This is a genomic window from Dyella jejuensis (genome assembly GCF_044904675.1).
Classification (GTDB): domain Bacteria; phylum Pseudomonadota; class Gammaproteobacteria; order Xanthomonadales; family Rhodanobacteraceae; genus Dyella_B; species Dyella_B jejuensis.
This window is the reverse complement of sequence record NZ_JADIKJ010000003.1, coordinates 159,860-183,334: the sequence shown is the minus strand read 5'-3', so window position 1 is coordinate 183,334 and position 23,475 is coordinate 159,860. Positions and strand designations below refer to the sequence as shown.

The following is a 23,475-nucleotide window of genomic DNA, read 5'->3' as shown; positions in this document are numbered from 1 at the left end:
CAACATGCGCGTTGCCGTGTGGCGACTACGCAAAATTTATTGCCAGGCATCCACCAGCCGCTTGAGCAGCTCGACGCCCCGCGCAAACTGCTTTTGCTCCGCTGGCGAAAGACGGCCCTGGATGACGTGCAGCAACCAGTCCTCGCGCGCCGTCCGGCTCGCCTTGATCCATTCACGCGCGGCCGGCGTCAGCGATAGCAAAACCTGGCGGCGATCGGTCGGATGGGGCTCGCCAGCCAGCATGCCCGCCCCTTCAAGCGCAGCCACCGTGGCGCCCATGGATTGCGGACGCACGCCTTCGGCGCGCGCCAGCGCGGTCACGGTGGCGGGGCCTTCACGGTCCAGGTGCCCGAGTACCGAAATCTGCGACCAGGTCAGTCCGCCCGAGCCGACTTCCTCGCGCATGCGGCGCTTGAGCCGGCCCACTACCAGGCGCAGGTCGCCGACCGTGGTGGCAAGCGGAATGGCGGAAGCCGGCGAGTGCTTGTTCATTCGCGCAACCCTAGCAGTTCATAAGGTGAACTACAAAGGTTGACTTCATATATCGCGATTGGCCGATGCGCCGACCAGGCGAGCCCACAGCCCGTGCCCTGCCAAATGCCATCGTCGCGTGACGAATATCGATCCCGGCCAACACGTTCGGACGAGCTTTCTGAAGGAATACGCTGGCGAGCGGACTCCTGGGTAACGGACTGACAATTTCTAAACACTCTTTGAACTTGTATAAGTCCACATTGCAGGCATGGGGGCGTTCTGCTCAGGCAATAGGCGGTTTGTTATGCGCGCTGCGAATTTCACCGGACTCATCTCGATCTCGCTGATGCTGGCCTTGCTGGTGCTGTCACCCGCCTTTGCACGCGCTGCCGACGGTCAGCCGCTCGAATCCGCGGACCAGGCTTTCCTGATGCGAGCCATGTCGGACAATGCAACGCAGATCGCGGTAGCGAAACTGGCGCTGGAGAAATCCCGGAACCCGCGCGTCATCGATCTCGCCAATCGCATCATCGAAGAACGCACCGCGCTCAACACGCGCCTGACGCAGCTGCTGGCGCGCGGCAGTATCCGAGTCGATCCGAAATTCCCGGCAAGCGGCGACGCCACCATGGACAAGCTGCAATCGCTGGACGGCGATGCCTTCGATAAAACTTTCGCCAGCACGCTGGTGCGCAGCCATTGCCGGATCATTTCGGCCTATGAAGCGATGAAAGTGACTTCGTCGGATCTGGCGCTGCGCGCCATCGCCCACGACGCCATCCCCGCCTTCCAGGGCAATTTGACCATCGCGTTCGCGATCATGCGCTCGAACGATTGGACATCCTCGTCGCGCCACCAGGAAGCCCTCACTGCTGCCGATCCGCATGCAATGAAATCGTCGGTTTTCTGGGAACCCATTTCCTTGGTCGCCGCACCGTGGTAACCGGCCGACACGTATAAGCTCTTCTCTTAAAAAAGCCGCCGCGACCTGACAATCGCGGCGGCTTTTTTTATCCACGGGGCAGCCGGTCCGTCTTGCTGCTTCCGGGCCAAGCGCGATGACGGCTTGCGCTTTCGTCTACACGACGATCGAGCGCGATAAAAGCTGCCCGAAAAAAAACTTTCCAGCACTGCTTCCAGGCGCACAGACCTGCGCCGGTGCCGATATCGTGCAGGCCATGTGAAAGCCGCATATTTTCTTTGCATGAATACGTATGCAGCCGCTGGTTGCTGCACTGCGATGCTTCCTACCATGCCCGCAACAGCTGTCGCATAGCCCGTAACGCATAGCGTGACTACGCAATCGATGGGGAGATCGATTCGGTATTCGACACCGCTGCCGCAGGCGGACTTTCATGTCGGCCCTGCAGCTCGCCAGGGAAAACTCGCCAAGCACGTCCATTGAACCTGTTCGTCAACGAAGCAGGATGGAGGCATGCCCGCATGAAATGTCCGAAGATTCTCGCCGCCTTGTTGATCTGCGTCGGCCTCGCTGCCACGCCGATCGCACCGGTTCATGCTGCGATCGACAGCATGAGCCTGGGCGCCAGCTATAACACGCAGAAAACCCAGATAACCTTTCGCGTCTATTCGTCCAAAGCCACGCGCATTGTGCTGTATCTGTACGCCAGCGGTTATGGCGCGCAGGAGTCGGCTACCTATGCCATGAGTTCGGTCGGCAACGGCGTATGGCAATCGGTGGTACCGGTATCGTCGATCCAGGCCGCCGGCATTACCGGATCGGTCTATTACGGCTACCGCGCCTGGGGGCCCAACTGGCCATACAGCACGAGCTGGACAAAGGGTTCATCGGCAGGTTTCATTTCCGACGTCGACAGCAACGGCGACCGTTTCAATCCGAACAAATTGCTGCTCGACCCCTATGCGCTGGAAATCAGCCAGGACCCGCTCAACGCGCAGAACCAGAACGCCGACATCTTCGCCACCGGTGGCGACGTCGATGCATCCTTTGGCACGGCGTACCGGCTGATCGATAGCGGCCCGTATGCGCCCAAGGGCATCGTGCTTGCGCCGAGCACGCAAAGCATCGGCAGCAAGCCGACGCGCGCGCAGAAAGACGATGTGATCTACGAAGTGAACGTGCGCGGCCTGACCAAGCAGGATTCCAGTATCGCCAGCCAATACCAGGGCACCTATTACGGCGCCGGCCTCAAGGCCAGCTATCTGGCGAGCCTGGGCGTCACCGCGGTGGAATTCCTGCCGCTGCAGGAGACCCAGAATGACGAGAACGATGTCATTCCCAATTCGGATGCCGACCAGAACTACTGGGGCTACATGACCGAAGATTATTTCGCGCCGGATCGCCGCTACGCCTACAACAAGGCACCTGGCGGCCCGACCGCGGAATTCCAGGCGATGGTGCAGGCATTCCACAAAGCCGGCATCAAGGTGTACATGGATGTGGTCTATAACCACACGGCCGAGGGCGGCAGCTGGAGCAGCTCCGATCCCGACACGGTGACCGAATATTCGTGGCGCGGCCTGGACAATGCCACCTACTACGAACTCGATTCGACCAACCAGTATTTCTACGACAACACCGGCACCGGCGCCAACTACAACACCTACAACACGGTAGCGCAAAACCTGATCGTGGACTCGCTGGCGTATTGGTCCACCACCATGGGTGTGGATGGTTTTCGCTTCGACGAAGGCCCCATCTTGGGCAACAGCTGCTTGAATGGCGCTGCACAAGCCGCGGCGCCGAATTGTCCCAGCGGCGGCTTCAACTTCGATGCCTCCGACCAGAACGTCGCGATCAACCGCATCCTCAAGGAATTCACGGTGCGCCCGGCAGCAGGCGGCAGCGGACTGGACCTGTATGCCGAACCCTGGGCGGCAAGCGGCAGCAACGAATATCAGCTCGGCGGATTCCCGAAAGGCTGGTCCGAATGGAACGGCGTGTTCCGCGACAGTTTGCGCGAAGCACAGAACGAACTTGGCAACATGACCATCTCGATCGGCCAGGACGCGGATGATTTCTCCGGATCATCCCAACTGTTCCAGGCCAGCGGCCGGTCGCCGTGGAATTCCACCAACTTCATCGATATCCACGATGGCCTGACGCTCAACGACGTGTATTCGTGCAACGGCGCCAATAACGATCAGGCGTGGCCGTATGGCCCTTCGGATGGCGGCATCAGCAACAATTACAGTTGGGACCAAGGCATGTCGGCAGGTACCGGCACCGCCTACGATCAACGCCGCGCCGCGCGCACCGGCCTCGCCTTCGTGATGTTGTCGGCCGGCACGCCGATCATGCAGGGTGGCGACGAATACTTGCGCACGCTCCAGTGCAATAACAACGCCTACAACCTCGACTCCACCGCGAACTGGCTCAATTACAGCTGGAATACCAACCAGTCGAATTTCTACAACTTTGCGCAACGCCTGATTGCGTTCCGGCTCGCGCATCCGGCGCTGCGCCCTGCCACGTGGTACAGCACCAGCCAGGTCACCTGGTACGAACCCAGTGGCGCTGCCGCCACCAGCAGCTACTGGAACAACACCAGCAACTACGCCATTGCCTATACCGTCAACGGGTCTTCGTTCGGCGACAGCAATTCGATGTATATCGCCTACAACGGCTGGTCGGGCAGCGTCACGTTTACGTTGCCGCCACCGCCCACTGGCACGCAGTGGTATCGCGTCACGGATACCTGCGATTGGAATGACGGTCCCAATACCTTCGTCACCCCGGGCAACGAAACCCTGATTGGCGGAAGCGGCGCCACCTACAGCCAATGCGGGCAATCACTGCTGCTATTGATTTCGAAGTAGCTTCACCCCTGCGGTCGTCATGCCTGGGAAAGCGGCATGACGACCGCGGATTTGATCGTGGCGCCTGCGCGGCGATCATGCGGTTACCGAAAAAACGCAGTTACCCACAACGCGAATGGCTGCGTGGAAACGCGCACTTATGCCGAAGTCATGGCGTGCCGGTTTGCGGACCGCTGGCGGGAAGCGTTTCCAGGTTGAAGGATATGGTGGTGACCTTCGCGTCCAGCCCTTGCACCACCGCAGCGGTAATGTCATTACTCATGTTGCCGCCCAGCACGGCATTGCGGTCGAGCAGCAGGCCGCAGTTCTTGCCGCGGTACGTGCTGGTGATGACCGGCTGTGCGTATTGGGCGATCTGCTGCATGGCCTTGGCGCGGGTCGCTTCCAGTTCCCTGGTACGCAATGCCTGGTCGGCCTGTATGGCCTGCATGCGCTGGGTCAGCGCTTGTTCGCGTGACTGGCGCTGGTCGGCGGAAAGCGAAGCGGACTGCGTGCGGAATGCCTGGATGTCGGTGTCGACCGGCTTGCGCTCGGCATCGATATCGTTTTGCGCCTGCTGCGCCAATTGTTTCAGGCGCGCGGAGGCGGCCAGGCCGACCTTCGCGTTCGCGAAGATCGCTTCGCGGGACAGCATGCAGACACCCGCGATCGCGGGGCCGTCCAGCGGCATGTTGCCGTTGCCGGACTGGGCGTGCGGCGCCATGCCCGGAGTGGCCGCCAGGGCCACCGCGGCAAGGGTCATCAGGGTTCGATCAAAGCGCATGGGCAATCCTTAATGTGTGGAATGGGATCTGGCACGGGTATCCAGGGATCATAGCGCTGTCCGCCGTGGGCTTGCTCCACTCCAGGCAGCAGGAGCCGGGTGACGATCGTGCGGGCCACCCGCACGAATCCCGGCGCAAAAGGTCCGCGCCGGGATGAAGGCAACGCACGCAAGCAGGAAGAAAGCCGGATACGGGCAGTGCTATTGATCGCTCGACCGGATGACGGCGAGCCCGGCGGATGTGAGTTGCCATGTTTCGCCGTTACCGGCGCGCGCGTCCGCCTTCTGGATCAGGCCCATGCCGAACAGGCGCTCGGCCACATCGTCGGGCATGCTTGCCGCGAGCCCCTCTGCCACGTGTTCGAGCGCCGCCACTTCGCTGGTTTCAAGCGGTATTGTCGTATTCATCGGCGCAAACCTCAGGTGTTCCCCTGTTCAACAGCATGCCGCCGCAACCGGGCCGATTCTACGGTCGGAAGCGTGAAATCAAGATCATCCGGATAGCCGAATAAGCGCTGGAACGCCCGCCTTTGCGTTGATTTGTTTACGAACGCCGGGCGTCATCGTCCAATTGGTCCATGGGTCCGATCACCCTCAAAAGTAGCTGCTTCGCAGGATGTTTCATAAAAGGCGCCGGCAAAAGCCCGTGACTTGTCGGGTGCGTGCCGCCTGTCGTGTCCGGGGCGGATAGCTACAGTCCAACGTGCTTTGCGCGGCAAGGTCGCCATCGCTCGCCCGTCGGCCGGCACGTTGTTGCGCGCCATCGCCTTTTGGGTCACATTCGGCCGGACCTTGGGTTGGGCAGGTGCACATTCGGGGATGGAAAACGAGCGGGAGGGTGTATCGATGAGTTCGATGCCGGAGGGGCCGGCCATCGACGTGCGCGCCAACGCGCACAGCTTTGAGGCGTTCCTCCGCAGCCAGGCCCGCGGCTTGCTGCAGTTCCTGCGCGCTCGGACAGCGTCCGAGCAGGATGCGGAAGATGCGATGCAGGAGAGCATGGCCAAGCTATTGCGTTATCGCGAGTCGGAGCCGCCTTCGGCGTGGAAGCAATTGCTGTATCGCATCGCGGTCAACGTGGCGCACGACCAGTTCCGGGTCGCGCTCAGCCGGCACAGCAAGGAGCACGTCACGCTGGATCAGATGGAGATCGCCACGCCCGGGCACTCGCCGGAGCAACGCGCCATCCACGAGCAGCAAATGGCTCGACTGCGCAAGGCCATCCTCGAACTGCCGCCGAAATGCCAGCGGGTCTACCTGCTCAAGCGCGTGCATGGCATGAGTCACGCCCAGATCGCACAGCGCTGCGGCATTTCGGTAAAGATGGTGGAAAAGCATCTTGCCTCGGCGCTGTCACAGTTGCGGCGCAAGGTAGGCGATTCGCCGGCGGAACCGTTTTAATGGGCATGGGCAGGGGCGACCAACATGTAGCGACGGACCTGGGCTCGTATGACGATGCCGAGCATTGGTTCGTGCGCCTGCTCGATCCGGAGTGTTCGGCGGGCGAGCGTGCGGAATTTGAGCATTGGCGCAGCGCCGACCCGCAGCACGCCGCCGCCTACGACGAGATCGAGCGGCTTTGGCGGCAAAGCGAGGAAGCCGCCAAGGATCCATCGATCGTGGCGGCGGCGAACCGCGCACTGCGCAGCGGACCGGATAACCACGTGCCGCGGCGCTGGCTCTATCCGGCCCTGGCCGCCGGGTTCGCATTGCTGCTGGCGGTGGTCACCCTGCCGCAGTGGCTGACGACGCCAGCCGCTGCGGACGGCACCCGTTACAGCACGGTCGCCGGACAACAGCAGACCGTACCGCTATCGGACGGCTCATCCATCTTGCTCGATACCGACACCGCAGTGACGGTGCGTTACAGCGCCCGCACGCGACGGGTGGACCTGCTGCGCGGGCAGGCGCAATTCACCGTGCAAGGCAATCATGCCTGGCCGTTCGTAGTGCATGCCGGGCACGGCACGGTAACGGCCGTCGGCACGCAGTTCCAGGTGCGGCTCGATGGCGACTCCACCGATGTCGCGCTGCTTCGGGGCAAGCTTGCCGTTGCCGCGGAGTCGCCGCAGGGTCGCACGCAAGAGGCGGCACTGGTCGGCGGCCAAGGCCTGGCGTTCGGTGCAGACGGACACCTTGCAGCGGTGCATGCGATCGATGTGCAGAAAGCGGAAGGCTGGACGCAGGGCAAGCTGTTCGTGCATGACTGGCGCCTGCCGGAGTTGCTGGCGGAAATGAACCGGTACAACGCGGTCAAGCTGGAAATCGGCGATCCGTCGCTGCGCGATATCCACATCAGTGGCGTGTTTCGCACGAGGGATCAACAAACCCTGCTGCAACTGTTGCAGCGCGGCTGGCCCATCCATGCCAGGCGGATGAGCGCAACGCAGATCCTGTTGCTGCCCAACCGGTAATGGCTTTTCATCGGCAAGACGATGGTCGCACTGGCGTGCGGCGATGCAGGCGCTGTTGCCGAAACGGGACGGCCTGAGCTTGCCATGATGGTCGGCAACGCAGGCAGCGGTTCTGGACATTGCATTGCCGGGTCGCAAGTTTTTTCTGCACAGGCCTTTCATCGCAGGCAGCAGGAAGCCTGATCCTGGCGTACACCTGGATTCCACTGCCAATCCGCTTTCGTTATGCGTATTCGGGCACTACGGAGGTCTTGTGCTGCCCTATGATCCATCAGTCCAGGTGTCGTCCGGACTGGTGCAGATTCGCGCTCAAGGGATAGTTGGGGAGGCCGAAGACAGCCATGCAAGGAGGTTCCCGGGGAAAGTCCTTGCGGACCCCTTCCCGTCGCACCGCGTGCTGCCCAGGCATGCCCGGCAGCTTGTTTGGTCATGCCATGGCGCGCCTGGTTCCGCTGGTCGTGCCGTGGCTTGGCGCGGGCCTGATGTTTGCCATGGCCGCCGCAGCCGCGGCCTCTCCCGCGGTAAAAACCTATTCGATCGCGGCGGGCAATTTGCGTGATGCCTTGGATGCGCTGGCCATGCAAAGCGATCTGCAAATCGTGTATTCGCCGCCATTGGCCGCCGGCAAAAACACGCATGGCATCGCCGGGCGTTTTACCGCGCAAGAAGCATTGCGCCGGTTGCTCAGCGGCACCGGCTTGAGCTGGAAGGCGGTGAATGCTTCCACGTTCATCCTGGTACCCACGCCAGCCTCATTGTCGGCACCGGTTATCAAACGTGCGCCGGAAGCGCCGCGAACGCTGGATCCGGTTAACGTCAGCGGTTCGCTGATCGGCAATGCCCAGATCCAGGCCGCGACACCTACGTCGACCATCACGGCGGCGGAAATCAAGGCGCGCGGTTTCAACAGTGTCGCCGAGGCCCTGCAGAATTCCGTATTGGCCACCGGCTCGGTGCAAGGCCCGCAGGTATCGGGCTCGTTTACCCAGGGCGCGCAACCGGTCAGCCTGTTCGGACTCAGCCCACAGTTCACGCTGATCCTGGTCGATGGCAAGCCGATTGCCGATTTCGGCCGGCTTTACAACAGCACCGTGAATGTCACCAATGTCGCCAACCTGCCGATCGCCATGGTCGACCATATCGACATCATGCCGGGCGGGGCATCGTCGATCTACGGCTCGCAGGCGATCGGCGGCGTGATCAATATCGTCACGCGGCACGATTGGAACGGCGGCGATGTTTCGATGCGTACCGGCAATTATTCGGATGGCGGTGGCGCGAACCAGCGCTTCAGCGCGGTATATGGCCATGCTTGGAAAAATTTCAGGCTCATGGCCGCGGCGGAGTTCGACAACGCATCGCCGATCTGGGGTTATCAGCGTCCACTGACGGTCGGCACCGATTCCGGCCCGGGCGGGACGGCGCCGGCGAGCGTGCAGGCGGGCATCCTCGATTACGGCACGGCCAGCACGTTTACCGGTTATCCGCTGGGTTACCTCGCCCCGCCGGATGGCTGCGCCAGTGGTCTTTTCGGAGGCAGCACCACGCAGGTCCACAGCACCAGTCCGCCCGGCCTCTATTGCGGCTCGCAGCGCTTGGACGGCTATACGACCTACAGCAACCAGAATCGCGGCTACAGCGGCATGCTGAAACTCGACGACAGAGTTACCGAGCGCGTTCGGCTGTATGCCGACGCGATGGTGAACTGGCAGGAGCAGCGCTGGTATCCGGGCGTGCCGGACTGGTTCGCCGACGACCTGCCGCAGGGCGCCATCGAAGATGCCGCGACCGGGCATATTCTTTATCCCGAAAAATTCTTCGCGCCAGAGGAAATGCCCGAAGGCGTGGCTGGCCAGATGTATCGGCAGGACGATCTGCTTTACCAGGCCGATCTGGGCGCAAACGGCCAGTGGGGCGATTCGGGCTGGAACTGGGATATCTACTACCTGCGCAGCGGCGATCGTACCGAAGTGGTGGAGCCGCTGGCGCTCAGCGCCAACATCGATGCGTACTTCAGCCGCGTGCTCGGGCCAGTCGTCGGCGTCGATCCCGGCACCGGCTTCAACCTGTACAACCCCGACTACAAAGCGTTTTTCCAGCCGCTGGCGCCGGCGCAATATGCGAGCTTCATGCAAGGAGTCGGCGAATTCAGCAATACCTGGATCAACGATACCCGCGCCACCCTCAGCGACGCCTCGCTGTTCGCCCTGCCCGGCGGCGACGCCGGTTTCGCCGCCCTGCTCGAGGGCGGCAATGAAGCCTGGTATGAACCGCTCAATCCGCTGTACATGCAAGACGCCGTGTTCGAGCATGCCGCGACCGGCGGCGGCGGCCAGCGCGCACATACCGCTACCGCATTCGAATGGAACCTGCCGCTATGGAAAACATTGGCCCTGGATCTGTCCGGGCGCTACGACCACTATGCGCTCGACCGAGGCAGCGACAATCATAAATTCACCTACAAGATCGGCCTTGAATACCATCCGCTCGATCATCTGCTGCTGCGTGGCAACTACACGACGTCGTTCAAGGCGCCGGACCTGGCGTCCATCTTTCTCGGGCCCACCGACTACTACACCACCGTGGTCGACTATTACGCCTGCGCGATGGCGCACGGCAGCAATTGCGCTACCGCTTATCAGTACGGAGTCAAGGGCACTTCGCTGGCCAATCCCGACCTGCAACCGACGGTCGCGGAGAGCTGGACGCTGGGCACGGTATGGTCGCCACTGGATCAATTGGACCTGAGCGTCGATTACCTGCATATCGCGATCCAAAACGAAGTCGTGCAGCAGAGCCTGGATCTGCTGATGCGTACCGACGCGCAATGCCTGCTGGGCCAGCTCGATCCCGATTCAGCCGCGTGCCAGGCGATCATCCATCCGGTCAGCGGCCAAGTGCAGCGTGCGAACATCGATGGACCGATCACCGGCGTCACCACGTATTACGCGAATCTATCCAACGAGGAAACCAGTTCGGTGCTCGGCAGCGCACGCTATCGCTTTGCGCCAACGTGGCTCGGCAGCGTCATCGTGCAGCTCGATTATGCCGACATGCTCAAGCACGCTTATCAAATGGCGCCCGGAGAGCTGCCGATCAATCAACTGGCCGATCCGCAGTACAGCGACGAGTTCAAGAGCATCGTCAGCGGCAGCCTGACCTGGACCGGCCCTGATGAACAATGGACCGCCACGCTGTATGGGCACCGCTACGGCCCCTCGCCGAATTTCATCGCCTCGAACGACGGCGCGGGCTACCCGGGCGCCGGACGGCTTTCGCCGTGGATCACCTTCAATGGCAGCGTGGGTTATCGCCTCATGCGCCAGCTGGAGCTGTCGTTCCTGGTCAACAATATCGCCAACAAGATGCCGCCCAACGATCCCACCTTTGTCAGCTATCCGTATTTCAATAACGAGAACTACAACATCTACGGACGCGAAGTGATGTTGCAGGCGGACTGGACCTTCAATAGCAGGCACTGAGCCTGACCGGTTCCGGCCGGCCGCGCATGGGCCAGCCGGCTATCGGCTCAGCGCGGCATGCGCACCATGGATTCGCGCAAGGCCGCGTCGTGCAGTACTTCGTCATGCGCCGCTATATCGGCGGTATCCACGGCGTCATGATGCGGACGATGCATGCCGGCGGGCGATGCGGGCATCCCCGTCGTTGGGTTGATCTCGGTGTCGACGCTCTGGTTGCTCATGCCTGGTTCCTGGTTGACGCGGCCATTGTCGCCGCCCGCTGCGTGCAGCGGAAGCTCCCCGTTGCGGCGGAAACGGATAGCCGCCACACGCTAGACGCCATGCTGCGCCTATTCGCGCGCCAGCTGTCCGGCCGCCCAGCCGCCGCCCAGCGCGCGAATCAATTGCACGCTGGCGCGCAAGCGCTGGGTGTTCAGTTGCAGCAGGCCGCGTTGTTCCTGCAATGCCACCGTTTGCGCCTGCACGACGTCCAGATAGCTCACCGCGCCATGCTTGTATTGCGTCATCGATAGCGCCAGCGCGTGCTGCGCGGCATCCGATGCATCTTGCTGGTTGGTGCTGGCCGTACCCAGGTGATCGAGCAAGGCCAGATTGTCCTGCACCTGCTGGAAGGCGCCGAGCACGACGCCGCGATAGGTGGCGCCCGCTTCATCCATCTTGGCTTTGGCCGCTTCGATGGTGGCCTTGCGATAACCGCCATCGAACACGTCCAGGGCCAGTTCCGGGCCGAGCGCCCAAAAACGGTTTGGAGCGGTGACCAGATTGGCCCACCCCCCGCTCTGGAAGCCACCTTGCGCGGCAAGTGTCAGCGACGGAAACCACGCCGCACGCGCGACCCCGATACCCGCGTTGTCCGCCGCGACACGCCGTTCGGCCGCGGCGATATCCGGACGGCGCTGTAACAGCGTCGACGGCACGCCGACCGGCACTACCGGCAGGGGAATCGCCGCCGTTTGCGTGGGCAGGCTGAAGTCGGACGCATTCTCCCCTACCAGTACCGCGATGAGGTCCTGGATTAACGCGCGTTGTGCCGCCGATTGCGACCATTGCGAGCGCGCGTCGGACAATTGCGTTTGCGCACGCGACACGTCCAGGCCGGAAACGATGCCACCGGCATGCAGTGTCCGGGTAAGTTTCAGCGCTTTTTCGTAGGCCTGGATGGTTTGCTGCAAAAGTGCCATTTGCTGATCGATGCCGCGCAGCTGCATATAGCTGTCGGCAAGCTCGGCCTGCAAGCTCAGTTGTGCGGAAGCGAGATCCGCCTTGGCGGCCAGCGCATTGTCGCGGCCCTCGGTAACGGTGTTGCGCACGCTACCCCACAGATCGACCTCATAGCTGCCCTGCAGGCCGACGCTGTAGTTGTCGTAAACATCGCCCGCACTGGCGTCGCGCGTCGCGGCGGTCCGGGACTGCCGTTGGCGTGTACCCGTGGCGCCCGCACCGATCTGCGGGAACAGTTCCGAACGTGCCTGGGCACTGAACGCTTGCGCCTGCGTGTAATGCGCCAGCGCCGCGGCCAGCGTGGCGTTGTCAGCCAGCAACTTCACCTGCAGTCGATCGAGGTCGGCGTCGCCATAGAGTTGCCACCAATGGTCGCGCGGCAGCTGATCGGACGGCTGCGCCGCGACCCATGGACCGACGTTGCGATACGCCGGCGCCTGCGGTGTGGCCGGCGCCTTGTAGGCGGGCGCCAGCGAACAGCCACCCAGCGCGGCGGCGATCAGCAAAGCAAGTGTTGACTCAAGCTTTTTCATGGAGCTTGGCCGCATCGTCGTTACTTGCGATCTTCACCGTGTCGCCATCCTGGATGCCGTCCGGCGGGCTGTCGATCACGTGATCGCCGGGGCTGAGGCCGCTGCCGATTTCGACCGTCTTGCCGTAGTCGTACAGGATGCTTACTTTCTTGAACGCCACCTTGTCGCCAGCGCCAACCGTGGCGACCCGCAGGCCCGCGTTGTCGAAGATCAGTGCGCTGGCCGGCACGCGCAGCGCGGTGGCATCGACCGGCAGGTTGAAGTGCACATGCGCGAAGCTGCCCGGCATCAGTTTGCCGTCCGCGTTATCGACCTGCAGCTGTACCAGCGTGGTGCCGGAGACGGCATTGATCGCGTTGGCCGAGGCGACCACCTGCGCATGGAATTCGCGCCCCGGATACTCCGGCACCACCAGCACAGCGCCGCTGCCTGGATGGATCGACGGACCATAGCTCTGCGGTACCTGCACGTAGACGCGCAGCTTGTGCGTATCCGATACCACGAAGAGTTCAGGACCGGTGCCGCCGCCTGCGTTGATCAGCGCGCCGACATCGGTATCGCGCGCGGTGACCACGCCATCGAACGGCGCGACGATGCGCGCGAACGCCTTGGTCGCTTCCAGGCGATCGACATTGGCCTGCGCGGCCTTCATCAACGCGACCTTGGCGGCGTAGTCGCCGGTGCGCTGGTCCACGTCCTGCTGCGCGACCGAATCGCTGCCGAGCATGGCCTGCCAGCGCTTGGCGGTGATGCCGGCCAGGTCGGCATTGGCCTTCGCGCTGGCCAGGTCGGCACGCGCCTGCAGCAGTTGCTGGTCGATTTCCGGCGTGGAGATTTCGCCGAGCAGCTGGCCGGCTTTCACCGGTGTGCCGATATCGGTTTTCCAGTCTTTGAGATAGCCGCCGACCTGGGCGTAGATCGGTGCGCGGATATAGGCTTCCAGGCGGCCGGGAAGATCCAGCACCGGCCCGCTCTTGCCAGGCTCGGGCATGATGATCTTGACGGTGGGAACCGCCTGTTCCTGCGTCCAGGACTTGAGGCTGCTGGCTTGCGTAGCGCGCGTGACCAGGCCGGTCGCGACCACGGCCACGAGCACGACGGCCACGACCAGGCCGGCCAGCCGCAATCCACGGCGGGAGAGCTGCTGGATGGGTTGGGTAGTTGCTTCAGACGACATAGCTGGGTTCTCCCGCTGCTTTCGGAGCATGGCTGTGACGCGCATGGATGATGCTGAACACCACCGGCACGAATAGCAGGGTGGCGCAGGTTGCGAAGATGAGGCCGCCGATCACCGCGCGGCCGAGCGGTGCGTTCTGCTCGCCGCCCTCGCCCAGGCCGAGCGCCATCGGCGCCATGCCGATGATCATCGCCAGCGCCGTCATGCAGACGGGACGAAAGCGCGTGAAGCCAGCTTCAAGTGCCGCGACGGCGGCATTGCCGTGTTCGGCCAGGCGCTCGCGACAGAAACTCACCACCAGGATCGAATTGGCGGTGGCCACGCCCATGCACATGATGGCGCCGGTCAGGGCCGGCACCGACAGCGGCGTATGCGTGGCGAACAGCATCCACACAATGCCGGCCAGGGCGGCGGGCAGCGCGGTGATGATCACGAACGGATCGCTCCAGGACTGGAAGTTCACCACGATCAGCAGATAGATCAGTACCACCGCGCCGAGCAGGCCGAACAGCAGGCCGGAGAAGGCGCTGTTCATGGTCTGCACCTGGCCCAGCAGCACCACGTGCGAACCCTTGGGCTGTTGTTTGGCGGTGCTGTCGATCACTTTCTGTACGTCCGCCGCCACCGCGCCCAGGTCACGATCCTGCGTGGCGGCGTAGATCTGCACTACCGACTGGATATCGTACTGGTCGATCACCGCGTTGGTGTTGTCGCGCCGGAGCGTCACCAGGCCACCCAGCACCTGGGCCTGTCCATTGCTGCCGTTGATCGGCAGGTTGCGCAATTGCGCGAGGCTGTCGAGCGCGTACTGCGGCGTCTGCATCACGATCGGATACGACACGCCATTGGCCGGGTTGAGCCAGAACGTGGGCGCCACCTGGCTGGAACCGGCCAGGTTCACCACCAGGCTATTGGTGATGTCGCGTTCGGTGATGCCCAGCAATTGGGCCTGCGTGCGATCGACGTTGACGTCGAACGCGGGATTGGCCTGCGATTCCTGGATGCGCGCATCGACCACGCCAGGGATCTGCCTGATCCGTCCCAGCAGGGTATCGGCATAAGCGAAGTTCACTGCCAGGTTCGGGCCACGGATCTGCAGGTCGATCGGCGCCGGCGAGCCGAAGTTGAGGATCTGGCTGACGATGTCCGCCGGCGGGAACGAGAACGTGACGCCGGGATATTCGCGCGGCAGCAGCTCACGCAACTTGCGCACGTACTCGGCCGTGGGGCGGTGGCCTTCGTTGAGTGCGATCTGGATATCGCCGTCCTGCTCGCCGACCAGGCCGGTGTTGTTGTAGGTGGTGTTGATACCGCTGTTGGACAGGCCGATGTTGTCGACCACGGTGCCCAGCTCATCGGCGGGTATGACGCGCCGCACGGTCTGCTCGATCCGGTTGAACAGGTTGGCGGTATCTTCCACGCGCGTGCCGACCTGCGCGCGCACGTGCATCAGGATCTGCCCGCCATCCACTTCCGGAAAGAAGTTGCGGCCCAGGAACGGCACCAGCAGGAAGGAAACGAGCACGAACGCCAGGAACCCGATCACGAACGGCCGGCGGTGGCTCAACGCCAAGTCGAGCATGCCGTGGTAGATCGCGCGAACGCGCTCGAAGCGCAGCTCGAACGCGCGCTGGAAACGCACCAGCGGATTGCGCGATGGCGGCTGCGCGAGGTGATCGCCGTGCTCGTCGACATGCGGCGCGTGCGGCTTCAAAAGGTACTTGGACATCGTCGGCACCAGCGTGCGCGAGAGGATGAACGAGCAGATCATGGCGAACATCACCGCTTCGGCCATTGGCACGAACAGGAAGCGCGCGACGCCCTCCAGGAAGAACATGGGCACGAACACGATGCAGATGCACAGCAGCGATACGAACGCCGGCGTCACGATCTGGCGCGCCCCGTCCAGGATCGAGGTTTCCACGTCCTTGCCGTGTTCCAGATGCCAGTTGATGTTCTCGATGGTGACCGTGGCGTCGTCGACCAGGATGCCTACCGCCAGCGCCAAGCCGCCCAGCGTCATGATGTTGAGCGTTTCGCCGAACGCGGACAGCAGCGCGATCGCGCCGAGAATGGCGAGCGGGATCGACACCGCGATGATCACCGTCGAGCGCCAGCTGCCCAGGAACAACAGGATCATCAGGCTGGTCAGCGCCGCGGCGATCACGCCCTCGCGCGCCACGCCGCTGATCGCCGCGCGCACGAACAGCGATTGGTCGCCGATCGGCGTGACCTTGAGGTTGTCCGGCAGGATGCCCTTGCTGTCAGCCAGGCGCTGCTTGATGCCGGCGACGATCGCCAGGGTGGAGGCCGAGCCGTTCTTCAACACGCTCAGCAGCACGGAGCGGTGGCCGTCCACGTGCACGATATTGGTCTGCGGCGGCGCGCCGTCGCGCACGTGCGCCACATCGCGGATGTAGATGGTGGTGCCGTTGACCTGCTTGATCGGCAGGTTGCCCAGTTCGTCGATCTCGTCCGGCGAATTGTTGAGGTTCAACGTGTATTCGAATGTGCCGATCTTTTGCGTGCCGACCGGAACGATCAGGTTTTGTGCAGCCAAGGCATTGGCCACGTCCTGCGCGGACAGTCCACGCGCCTGCAACGCGGCCGAATCGACGTCGATCTGCACCTGGCGGGTTTTGCCGCCGTAAGGATAGGGAATCGCCGCGCCGGCCACCGAGACCAGTTGCGGGCGCAGGATGTTCAAGCCCAGGTCGCCCAGGTTCTGCTCGCTCAGGCCCTCGCCCGACAGCGCCAGCTGCAGGATCGGCACGGTAGAAGCGTTGTAATTGAGGATCAGCGGCGGCGTGATGCCGGGCGGCAACTGCTTGAGCAGGGTCTGCGACACCGCCGTGACCTGCGCATTGGCGGTGGCGATGTTGACGGTCGGCTGGAAGAAGATCTTGATGATGCCGAAGCCGGCGATGGACTTGGCTTCGATGTGTTCGACGTCGTTGACCGTGGTGGTCAGCACGCGCTCGAACGGCGAGGCAATGCGCCCCGCCATCTGGTCCGGCGGCAGGCCGGTGTACTGCCATACCACCGCGATCACCGGGATCTTGATGTCCGGAAAGATATCGGTGGGCGTGCGCAGCGCGGCCAGCGGTCCGACGATCAGGATCAGTAGCGCAAGGACGACGAATGTATAAGGCCGCTCCAGCGCAAGCCGCACAATCCTCAACATGTGGATGTACTCCAGAGATGGGGGCGGAACACGCACGCCTCGTGCTGCATGCCCGTGGATGGCGTTCATGCAGCGCACCGAGGCAGCACGAGCGCGCCTTGGGGGCGCCTGCTCCGCTTACATGCAAATTCCGGTTACGACGGACGGCCGGCACCTGGGGACCGGCGCCAACCAGATGTGAAGGTTAGTTCTACGACTTGCTAAGATCGATACAGCATGGCGAATGGCTTGATACGCATGACGAATGAATATCTGGAGCTTCGGCACTTGAAGTATTTCGTCGCGGTCGCCGACGAGCTGCACTTTGGCCGCGCCGCCGAGCGCCTGGGTATTTCCCAGCCGCCGCTCAGCCAGCAGATCCATGCGCTCGAACAGCGCCTGGGTGCCAAGCTGTTCGAGCGCAAGGGCCGGGGCATCGCCCTGAGCACCGCAGGCAACACCTTGTTGCCGCGGGCGCGCGGCATACTGACACAAGCCGAACGCGCGGCCGAATCGGTAGCACGCTCGCAACGCGGCGAACTGGGCGAACTGCACCTGGGGCTGGTATCGTCGGGGCCGTTCACGGTAGTGGTGCCGCGCGTGCTGGCTCGATTCCGCGAGCGCTTGCCGAATGTCCGCCTGTTGATCCATGAAATGGCCACCTCGCATCAGATCGATGCGCTGGAACAAGGCGTGCTGGATGTCGGCGTGATCCGTCCGGAGGCACTGCCGCGTGGCATCAAGGCGATCGAACTGTTCAAGGATTCGCTGACCGTGGTCATGCATTCCAGCAACCCGCTGGCGGCCACGCCAGGTCCGATCGATATCCGCGAACTGGCAGACGACGACTTCATCTTTTACCAGCGCAATCTGGGCATGCGCCTCTACGACGAAGTGATCGCGCTCTGCACGAAGGCCGGCTTCAGCCCGCGCATCCTCTATGAGGTACGCGAACTGCCCACCATCATCGGATTGATCTCCGGTGGCTTCGGCGTGGCGGTATTGCCGGGTTCGGTGCAACGCATGATGGTGGAAAACGTGGTGTACCGGCCGGTGGTCGATATGGAAGCCGCCACCGCGGTGTGGGCGATCTACCGCGATGACGCGAACGATCCGATGGTGCATGCGTTCCTGGAAATCGCGCAGTGCCTGGCGAGCAAGAATACGCAAGGCACGGCGACCTGAAACGGCCCCGCTTACCGCCGCTCCCAACGCACTCGCAATCCTGCAAACCGGCGCCGGCAAGCGGCGATCACCGCAGGAATACGTGCCATGGACATGCTAATGAGGCGTCTCGTGCCAGCGTTCGCTTACGCCTCGCTGTCCTTTCCTCGCACATTGCTTCGGAGCAACGATGAGTTGCAAAAAGCACCCCAAATTTGGCTAGTCATCAGCCTTGATCATTTGTAAACTTATAAGTACATAAACTTCATATCCCTATCCCCATAGGTAATCCGAATGCGCATGCATCCTCTCACCCGCGGCTTCATCGCCGCGCTGATGTTTGCTTTACCGGTTCTCCCCGCCATGGCCGCCCGTTTCGAACTGCAAGGCGGCGTCAGCTACATGGATAGCTACAGCACGCCCGTAGCATTCGGCGAGGTGATCTTTGACGATCACGCCATCGGCAGCAGCAATTTCACCTGGGCACCGGACGTCACCGGTGGCTGGATCGATGGCCGCAACCTTGCACGCTACAACGCCGATCGCTATACCACCCGCGAAAATGTCTGGCTGCTCGCCGGCGGCGTGCGCCTGCATTACGGCCCGGCCAATGCGTGGTACCAGCCCTTCTTCTTCAGCTTCCAGCCTGCCCTGCACACCGGACGCACGCAGGCACTGAGCAGCAGCTATGAATTCGTCAGTACGCTCGGCTACCAGGGCAACCATTGGAGCCTCGGCATCCGCCATATCTCCAACGGCAGTTTTCACGAGCCGAACCGTGGCGAGACGATGGTGGTGGCTGGCGTTGCGTTCTGATCCCGGGCCGCATTACGCCATGCCACAAAGCAACGGCCCCATTCGGGGCCGTTGTCGTTTTCAAAGTCGGCCAAGCGTCAATGTCCACCCGCGCTCGCGCTGGCCTTTGCCGCAAACGGCGGCTTGGCCATCCAGATCACCACGATCAGCGACAGGAACACCCAGCCCAGCATGTGGAACACTTCGTTGAAGGAGATCTGCAAGCCTTGCAGCGTGATCGTCTGATTCAGCATGGCCATGGCTGTCTGCGAATCACTTGTCTGGCTCATCGCCTGCTGCACGGTGGGATTGTAGGGCGTGATCTGCTCGGTCAACTGGGCATGGTGCAGGATGCCGCGGTGCTGCCACAGGAACGTGGTGAGCGAGGCCGAGAAGCTGGCGCCGACGGTGCGCAGGAACGTGGCGAGGCCACCGCCTGCGGCGATTTCATGCGGCTGCAGGTCCGATAGCAGGATGGTCGTGACCGGCATGAAGAAGAACGCCACGCCCAGGCCTTGCAGCAATTGCACCAGGGCCACGTGCTCGAAGTCGATGCCGATATAGAAGTCCGAACGCAGGAAGCAGGTAATGCCCATGACCACGAAGGCACCGCTGGTAAGCAGGCGCAAGTCGAATCGCGTGGCGTACTTGCCGACGATGAAGGTCAGCAGCACCGGCAACACGCCCAATGGCGCGGTCGCAAAACCGGCCCAGGTGGCGGTGTAGCCCAGGTTCAACTGCAGCCATTGCGGCACCAGCAGGCCGATCGCGAAAAAGGATGCGTAGGCCAGCACCAGCGCAATCGTGCCCATGCGGAAGTTGCGATGGCGGAACAGCTTGAGATCGACGATCGGATCCTTGTCGGTCAGCTCCCAGATCAGGAAGATCACGATGGCGATAGCAGAGATGATCGCGGTGATGATGATGAAGGTGGAGTTGAACCAGTCCTCGTCGTTGCCCTTGTCCAGTACTACCTGCAACGCACCGACTCCGACCACCAGGGTAATCAGGCCCACGTAGTCGATCTTCGGCCGCTGCGTGACCACTTCGCGCAGGCGCATCTGGTTGCCCACCACCATGCTGGCGAAGATGCCGATCGGTACGTTGATAAAGAAGATCCACGGCCAGGAATAGTTGTCCGTGATCCAGCCGCCGAGAATCGGGCCGGCGATCGGCGCGACCACCGTGACCATCGCCAGCAGCGCCAGCGCCATGCTTCGTTTGGCGGGTGGATAAATGGAGATCAGCAGCGCTTGCGTAATCGGATACATCGGACCGGCCACCGCACCCTGGATGGTGCGGAACACGATCAGCATGCTCATGCTCTGCGCAATGCCGCACAGGAACGATGCCATGGAGAACAACACCGTCGCCCACATGAACAACTTCACCTCGCCGAAGCGGCGGGTGAGGAAGCCGGTAAGCGGCAGCGCGATGGCGTTGCTCACCGCGAACGAGGTGATCACCCAGGTGCTCTGGTCCTGGCTCACGCCGAGGTTGCCGGCGATGGTCGGCAGCGACACGTTGGCGATGGTGGTGTCCAGCACCTGCATGAACGTGGCCAGCGACAGGCCGATCGTCGCAAGGACCAGGTTGGGTGGACGAAAATGGGTGTTCATGGCGTTACCTGACCGTTACCCCCTCTCCCCTCCGGGGAGAGGGCTGGGGTGAGGGGATGGATGCTCGTGGAAAGGCAGGAGAAGTAGTCATGTCCGCTGCGCTGCGCTGTGGGCCAGAAGTCGCGAGTACGAGCGTCTCGCCGCACCTGGCCTGCCTTGCGGCTTCCCCACTCGACGGGAGGAAGCCGCAAGTGCGGGAGCGGGAGCGAAACTCAATGCCCACCCATGTTCGTATGGATGATCTGTTCGATCTGCTTGTTGGCCGCTTCCAGCTGATGGTTGTAGATGTCGGTGCTGAACAGCGGTTGGGTGCGCGGCGTTTGCGAGAGCATCGGGCCGTTCTGGTCATGCAGGCTCACTTCGGTATCGAGCGACATGCCGATGCGCAACGGGTATTTGTCGAGCTGCGAGACGTCGGTGAACACCACGCGCACCGGAATGCGCTGCACGATCTTGATCCAGTTGCCGGTGGCGTTCTGCGCCGGCAGCAGCGAGAACGCGCTGCCGGTGCCTACGCCCAGGCTCTGCACCTTGCCCTTGTATTTCACCGCGCCGCCATAGACGTCGGCGCTGATTTCCACCGGCTGGCCGATCCGCATCTGGGTGAGCTGGGTTTCCTTGAAGTTGGCGTCCACCCATACCTCGTGCAACGGCACTACCGCCATCAAGGCTGCACCCGGCTGCACGCGCTGGCCGACCTGCACGGTGCGCTTGGCCACGTAGCCGGTGACCGGCGCGATCATGGTGGTGCGCACATCGTCCAGGTATGCCGCGCGGTATTGCGCGGCCGCCGCTTTCACATCCGGATGCGAGGCGACCACGGTGTCGTCCACCAACACCTGGTTGGTTTGCAACTGTTGCTGCGAGGTGGTCAATGCACTCTGCGCCGTGGTCAGTGCATCTTGCGCATGCGACAGTTCTTCGGCGGAAATCGCCCCGGACTTGGCCAGATCGCGACGGCGGTTGTAGTCGGCCTGGGCCTTCTGCAACGCCACCTTCTCGACCGCGACCTGCGCCTGCGCGCCGGAGACGGTGCTGTACAAGCCGCGCACGCGACGCACCGTATTGGCGAGATTGGCGGCAGCGCGCTGCAATTCGACGTCGGCATCGGACTTGTCGAGCTGCACCATCACGTCGCCCTGCTTGACGAAGTCGCCATCGTCCGCGCCGATGCTGATCACGGTGCCGGCAATGCGCGGCGTGATCTGCACGATGTTGCCGTTGACGTAGGCATCGTCGGTACTTTCGTACCAGCGGCCGTCAAGGAAGTACCACAGCGTCCACGCGATGGCGGCCAGAACAAGGACCACCGCCAGCAGCCGCAGCAGGAAACCGCGCCGATTGTTCGCCGGCGGCGCCTGCACGACGGGGGAGTCGGCGGGTTGGGGATTGGGACTGGACATGATGCTGCCTCAGGAATGGGAATGATCGGTAGAGGAAAGTTCGACGTCGGCCTGCGGACGGAAGCCGCCGCCGAGCGCCTGGATCAGTTGCACGTTCAGATCCGACTGTTGTGCATGCAGCGCGGCCATGCGCTGCTCGGCGAGCAGCAGCTCCTGGCGCACGCTGAGCGCTTCCAGGTAGTTGCCGATGCCGGCCTTGTAGCGCTGCCCGGCCAGTATCCATGCATCATGCGCCGCATCGAGCGCGCGCTGCTGCGCGTCGACCTGCTGCTGTAGCGAGTGGATGGCGTCGTAGTCGTCGGATATCTCGTTGATCGCCGACACCAGCGTCTGGTTGTATTGCGCCACCGCCAGGTCGTATTGCGCGTCCTTGCTTTCGAGGTTGGCGCGGCGGCGACCGCCATCGAAGATCGGCAGGCTCACGGCCGGCGCCACTTCGTAGAAGCGGTTCGGTAACTCGAACAGGTTGCCGCCACCCAGACCGATCAGGCCGACCATCGCGCCCAGGTTCACGTTGGGCAAGAACTGGGTCTTGGCCGCGTTGATGTCCTTGGATGAAGCTTCCACGCGCCAGCGTGCGGCGACCAGGTCGGCACGATGGCCGATCAGCTCCACTGGCACGTTTGCCGGCACCGTCAACATGCCCGGCGGCAGCAATCGTGGACGAGCAATGTCGAGCCCGCGATCCGGCCCTTTGCCAAGCAGTACCGCCAGGGCCGAACGGGCGGCGTCGATGGCGCGATCGGCCTGGGCTTTTTGCCCTTCCGCGCTGGCGACTTCCGAATCGCTCTGCCTGAGCTGCATCCGGTTATCGATGCCGGCGGCGACACGCTGGCGGGTCAGGTCGCGCGCTTCGCTGGCGCGCTTCAGTTCATCCTGCGCGACATCTTGCTGCGCATAGGCATAACCGAGCTGCACATAGGCGCGCGCGACATTGGTGGACAGCTCGATACGTGCGGCTTGCGCGTCCACCTGCGCCGCGCGCAGCTGGCCAAGCGCGGCTTCCCACGCGGCGCGCTGGCCGCCCCACAGGTCCAGGTCCCACTTGAAACTGCCGTAGACGTACTTGGCTGCCGCGACGTGGCCCGTACCCAGCGCGGGAATGGAGGTGGGAATACTCGCTTCGGCCACGCTGGCGCCGACGCCGGCGCTCGGCTGGCGCGCCGCCTCCGCGGCGCCCGCGGCAGCCTGGGCCCCGCGCGCCCGTGCATCGGCCACGGCCAGGCTCGGGTTGTCGTGCAACGCCTCGGCGATCAATGCATCGAGCTGGGGATCGCCCAGGCCGGTCCACCAATCGCTTTTCGGCCACGCCGCGGCGGACACCTGCAGGTTCGCCAGGCTGCGGTCGGCCTTGAGCGAAGACGGATCGATCGACGTGCCGTTCGGATGCAGGCCACCGCTGCTGGCGCAGCCAGCCAGGGCAAGCGTCAGTCCGATAGCAGCCGCAAGAATATGCAGACGCATGG

Annotated in this window: 17 protein-coding genes; 7 read left to right on the top strand and 10 right to left on the bottom strand. The window is 63.1% G+C overall.

Features of this window, described 5'->3' with window-relative positions:
- Window positions 1–36 precede the first annotated feature (36 nt).
- Complete coding sequence (locus tag ISP15_RS04710) at window positions 37–492, bottom strand: MarR family winged helix-turn-helix transcriptional regulator (RefSeq protein WP_404545623.1); 456 nt, start codon at window positions 490–492, stop codon at window positions 37–39.
- A 286-nt stretch (window positions 493–778) separates the two neighbouring features.
- Between ISP15_RS04710 and ISP15_RS04705 the strand changes: the two genes are divergently transcribed.
- Together ISP15_RS04705 and ISP15_RS04700 are read left to right on the top strand one after the other, a co-directional pair.
- Window positions 779–1,417, top strand: a complete 639-nt coding sequence (locus ISP15_RS04705; RefSeq protein WP_404545621.1) for a DUF4142 domain-containing protein — start codon at window positions 779–781, stop codon at window positions 1,415–1,417.
- Window positions 1,418–1,917: 500 nt separating this feature from the next.
- Entirely contained in the window at window positions 1,918–4,275 is a 2,358-nt protein-coding gene (locus tag ISP15_RS04700) for an alpha-amylase family glycosyl hydrolase (protein ID WP_404545619.1), read from the top strand.
- 148 nt (window positions 4,276–4,423) lie between these two features.
- Here ISP15_RS04700 and ISP15_RS04695 read toward each other — a convergent pair whose 3' ends face one another.
- Entirely contained in the window at window positions 4,424–5,038 is a 615-nt protein-coding gene (locus tag ISP15_RS04695; RefSeq protein WP_404545617.1) for an OmpH family outer membrane protein, read from the bottom strand.
- Between the two features lie 201 nt (window positions 5,039–5,239).
- Window positions 5,240–5,446, bottom strand: a complete 207-nt coding sequence (locus tag ISP15_RS04690; RefSeq protein ID WP_404545616.1) for a hypothetical protein — start codon at window positions 5,444–5,446, stop codon at window positions 5,240–5,242.
- Window positions 5,447–5,884: 438 nt separating this feature from the next.
- Here ISP15_RS04690 and ISP15_RS04685 point away from each other — a divergent pair, with 438 nt between their 5' ends.
- The 3 genes from ISP15_RS04685 (at window position 5,885) to ISP15_RS04675 (ending at window position 10,934) form a co-directional block, all read left to right on the top strand.
- Window positions 5,885–6,439: an RNA polymerase sigma factor gene (locus ISP15_RS04685; protein ID WP_404545615.1), complete on the top strand. Its 555-nt coding sequence runs from the start codon at window positions 5,885–5,887 to the stop codon at window positions 6,437–6,439.
- A complete protein-coding gene (locus ISP15_RS04680) occupies window positions 6,439–7,452 on the top strand; it encodes a FecR family protein (protein WP_404545613.1) in 1,014 nt (337 codons plus the stop codon). Before ISP15_RS04685 ends, ISP15_RS04680 begins: the two co-directional genes overlap by 1 nt.
- Before the next feature lie 434 nt (window positions 7,453–7,886).
- Window positions 7,887–10,934 carry a TonB-dependent receptor gene (locus tag ISP15_RS04675; RefSeq protein WP_404545611.1) on the top strand — a complete coding sequence of 1,016 codons (3,048 nt, stop codon included), beginning with the start codon at window positions 7,887–7,889 and terminating at the stop codon, window positions 10,932–10,934.
- A gap of 47 nt (window positions 10,935–10,981) precedes the next feature.
- Here ISP15_RS04675 and ISP15_RS04670 read toward each other — a convergent pair whose 3' ends face one another.
- The 4 genes from ISP15_RS04670 to ISP15_RS04655 form a co-directional block, all read right to left on the bottom strand.
- Window positions 10,982–11,155, bottom strand: a complete 174-nt coding sequence (locus tag ISP15_RS04670) for a hypothetical protein (protein WP_404545609.1) — start codon at window positions 11,153–11,155, stop codon at window positions 10,982–10,984.
- Between the two features lie 108 nt (window positions 11,156–11,263).
- Entirely contained in the window at window positions 11,264–12,688 is a 1,425-nt protein-coding gene (locus ISP15_RS04665) for an efflux transporter outer membrane subunit (RefSeq protein WP_404545607.1), read from the bottom strand.
- A complete protein-coding gene (locus ISP15_RS04660) occupies window positions 12,675–13,865 on the bottom strand; it encodes an efflux RND transporter periplasmic adaptor subunit (RefSeq protein ID WP_404545605.1) in 1,191 nt (396 codons plus the stop codon). The genes ISP15_RS04665 and ISP15_RS04660 overlap by 14 nt, the downstream gene beginning before the upstream one ends.
- On the bottom strand, window positions 13,855–17,049 hold the full coding sequence (locus ISP15_RS04655; protein WP_404545603.1) for an efflux RND transporter permease subunit: 3,195 nt from the start codon (window positions 17,047–17,049) through the stop codon (window positions 13,855–13,857). Before ISP15_RS04655 ends, ISP15_RS04660 begins: the two co-directional genes overlap by 11 nt.
- Window positions 17,050–17,286: 237 nt before the next feature.
- Between ISP15_RS04655 and ISP15_RS04650 the strand changes: the two genes are divergently transcribed.
- Together ISP15_RS04650 and ISP15_RS04645 are read left to right on the top strand one after the other, a co-directional pair.
- Window positions 17,287–18,213 carry a LysR substrate-binding domain-containing protein gene (locus ISP15_RS04650; protein ID WP_404545602.1) on the top strand — a complete coding sequence of 309 codons (927 nt, stop codon included), beginning with the start codon at window positions 17,287–17,289 and terminating at the stop codon, window positions 18,211–18,213.
- A gap of 273 nt (window positions 18,214–18,486) precedes the next feature.
- On the top strand, window positions 18,487–19,008 hold the full coding sequence (locus tag ISP15_RS04645; RefSeq protein ID WP_404545600.1) for an acyloxyacyl hydrolase: 522 nt from the start codon (window positions 18,487–18,489) through the stop codon (window positions 19,006–19,008).
- A gap of 77 nt (window positions 19,009–19,085) precedes the next feature.
- Here ISP15_RS04645 and ISP15_RS04640 read toward each other — a convergent pair whose 3' ends face one another.
- From ISP15_RS04640 to ISP15_RS04630, 3 genes are all read right to left on the bottom strand, one after another.
- On the bottom strand, window positions 19,086–20,606 hold the full coding sequence (locus ISP15_RS04640; protein ID WP_404545598.1) for a DHA2 family efflux MFS transporter permease subunit: 1,521 nt from the start codon (window positions 20,604–20,606) through the stop codon (window positions 19,086–19,088).
- 212 nt (window positions 20,607–20,818) lie between these two features.
- Entirely contained in the window at window positions 20,819–22,009 is a 1,191-nt protein-coding gene (locus ISP15_RS04635; protein WP_404545596.1) for an efflux RND transporter periplasmic adaptor subunit, read from the bottom strand.
- A 9-nt stretch (window positions 22,010–22,018) separates the two neighbouring features.
- Window positions 22,019–23,473: an efflux transporter outer membrane subunit gene (locus tag ISP15_RS04630; protein ID WP_404545594.1), complete on the bottom strand. Its 1,455-nt coding sequence runs from the start codon at window positions 23,471–23,473 to the stop codon at window positions 22,019–22,021.
- Window positions 23,474–23,475 lie beyond the last annotated feature (2 nt).

Excerpts from the sequence above, each read along its gene's own strand:
- ISP15_RS04630 (WP_404545594.1), bottom strand. The coding sequence starts at position 23,473 with ATGCGTCTGCATATTCTTGCGGCTGCTATCGGACTGACGCTTGCCCTG.
- ISP15_RS04685 (WP_404545615.1), top strand. The coding sequence starts at position 5,885 with ATGAGTTCGATGCCGGAGGGGCCGGCCATCGACGTGCGCGCCAACGCG.
- ISP15_RS04680 (WP_404545613.1), top strand. The coding sequence starts at position 6,439 with ATGGGCATGGGCAGGGGCGACCAACATGTAGCGACGGACCTGGGCTCG.
- ISP15_RS04665 (WP_404545607.1), bottom strand. The coding sequence starts at position 12,688 with ATGAAAAAGCTTGAGTCAACACTTGCTTTGCTGATCGCCGCCGCGCTG.
- ISP15_RS04660 (WP_404545605.1), bottom strand. The coding sequence starts at position 13,865 with ATGTCGTCTGAAGCAACTACCCAACCCATCCAGCAGCTCTCCCGCCGT.
- ISP15_RS04640 (WP_404545598.1), bottom strand. The coding sequence starts at position 20,606 with ATGAACACCCATTTTCGTCCACCCAACCTGGTCCTTGCGACGATCGGC.
- ISP15_RS04695 (WP_404545617.1), bottom strand. The coding sequence starts at position 5,038 with ATGCGCTTTGATCGAACCCTGATGACCCTTGCCGCGGTGGCCCTGGCG.
- ISP15_RS04710 (WP_404545623.1), bottom strand. The coding sequence starts at position 492 with ATGAACAAGCACTCGCCGGCTTCCGCCATTCCGCTTGCCACCACGGTC.
- ISP15_RS04690 (WP_404545616.1), bottom strand. The coding sequence starts at position 5,446 with ATGAATACGACAATACCGCTTGAAACCAGCGAAGTGGCGGCGCTCGAA.
- ISP15_RS04670 (WP_404545609.1), bottom strand. The coding sequence starts at position 11,155 with ATGAGCAACCAGAGCGTCGACACCGAGATCAACCCAACGACGGGGATG.
- ISP15_RS04645 (WP_404545600.1), top strand. The coding sequence starts at position 18,487 with ATGCGCATGCATCCTCTCACCCGCGGCTTCATCGCCGCGCTGATGTTT.
- ISP15_RS04675 (WP_404545611.1), top strand. The coding sequence starts at position 7,887 with ATGGCGCGCCTGGTTCCGCTGGTCGTGCCGTGGCTTGGCGCGGGCCTG.
- ISP15_RS04700 (WP_404545619.1), top strand. The coding sequence starts at position 1,918 with ATGAAATGTCCGAAGATTCTCGCCGCCTTGTTGATCTGCGTCGGCCTC.
- ISP15_RS04650 (WP_404545602.1), top strand. The coding sequence starts at position 17,287 with ATGACGAATGAATATCTGGAGCTTCGGCACTTGAAGTATTTCGTCGCG.
- ISP15_RS04635 (WP_404545596.1), bottom strand. The coding sequence starts at position 22,009 with ATGTCCAGTCCCAATCCCCAACCCGCCGACTCCCCCGTCGTGCAGGCG.
- ISP15_RS04655 (WP_404545603.1), bottom strand. The coding sequence starts at position 17,049 with ATGTTGAGGATTGTGCGGCTTGCGCTGGAGCGGCCTTATACATTCGTC.
- ISP15_RS04705 (WP_404545621.1), top strand. The coding sequence starts at position 779 with ATGCGCGCTGCGAATTTCACCGGACTCATCTCGATCTCGCTGATGCTG.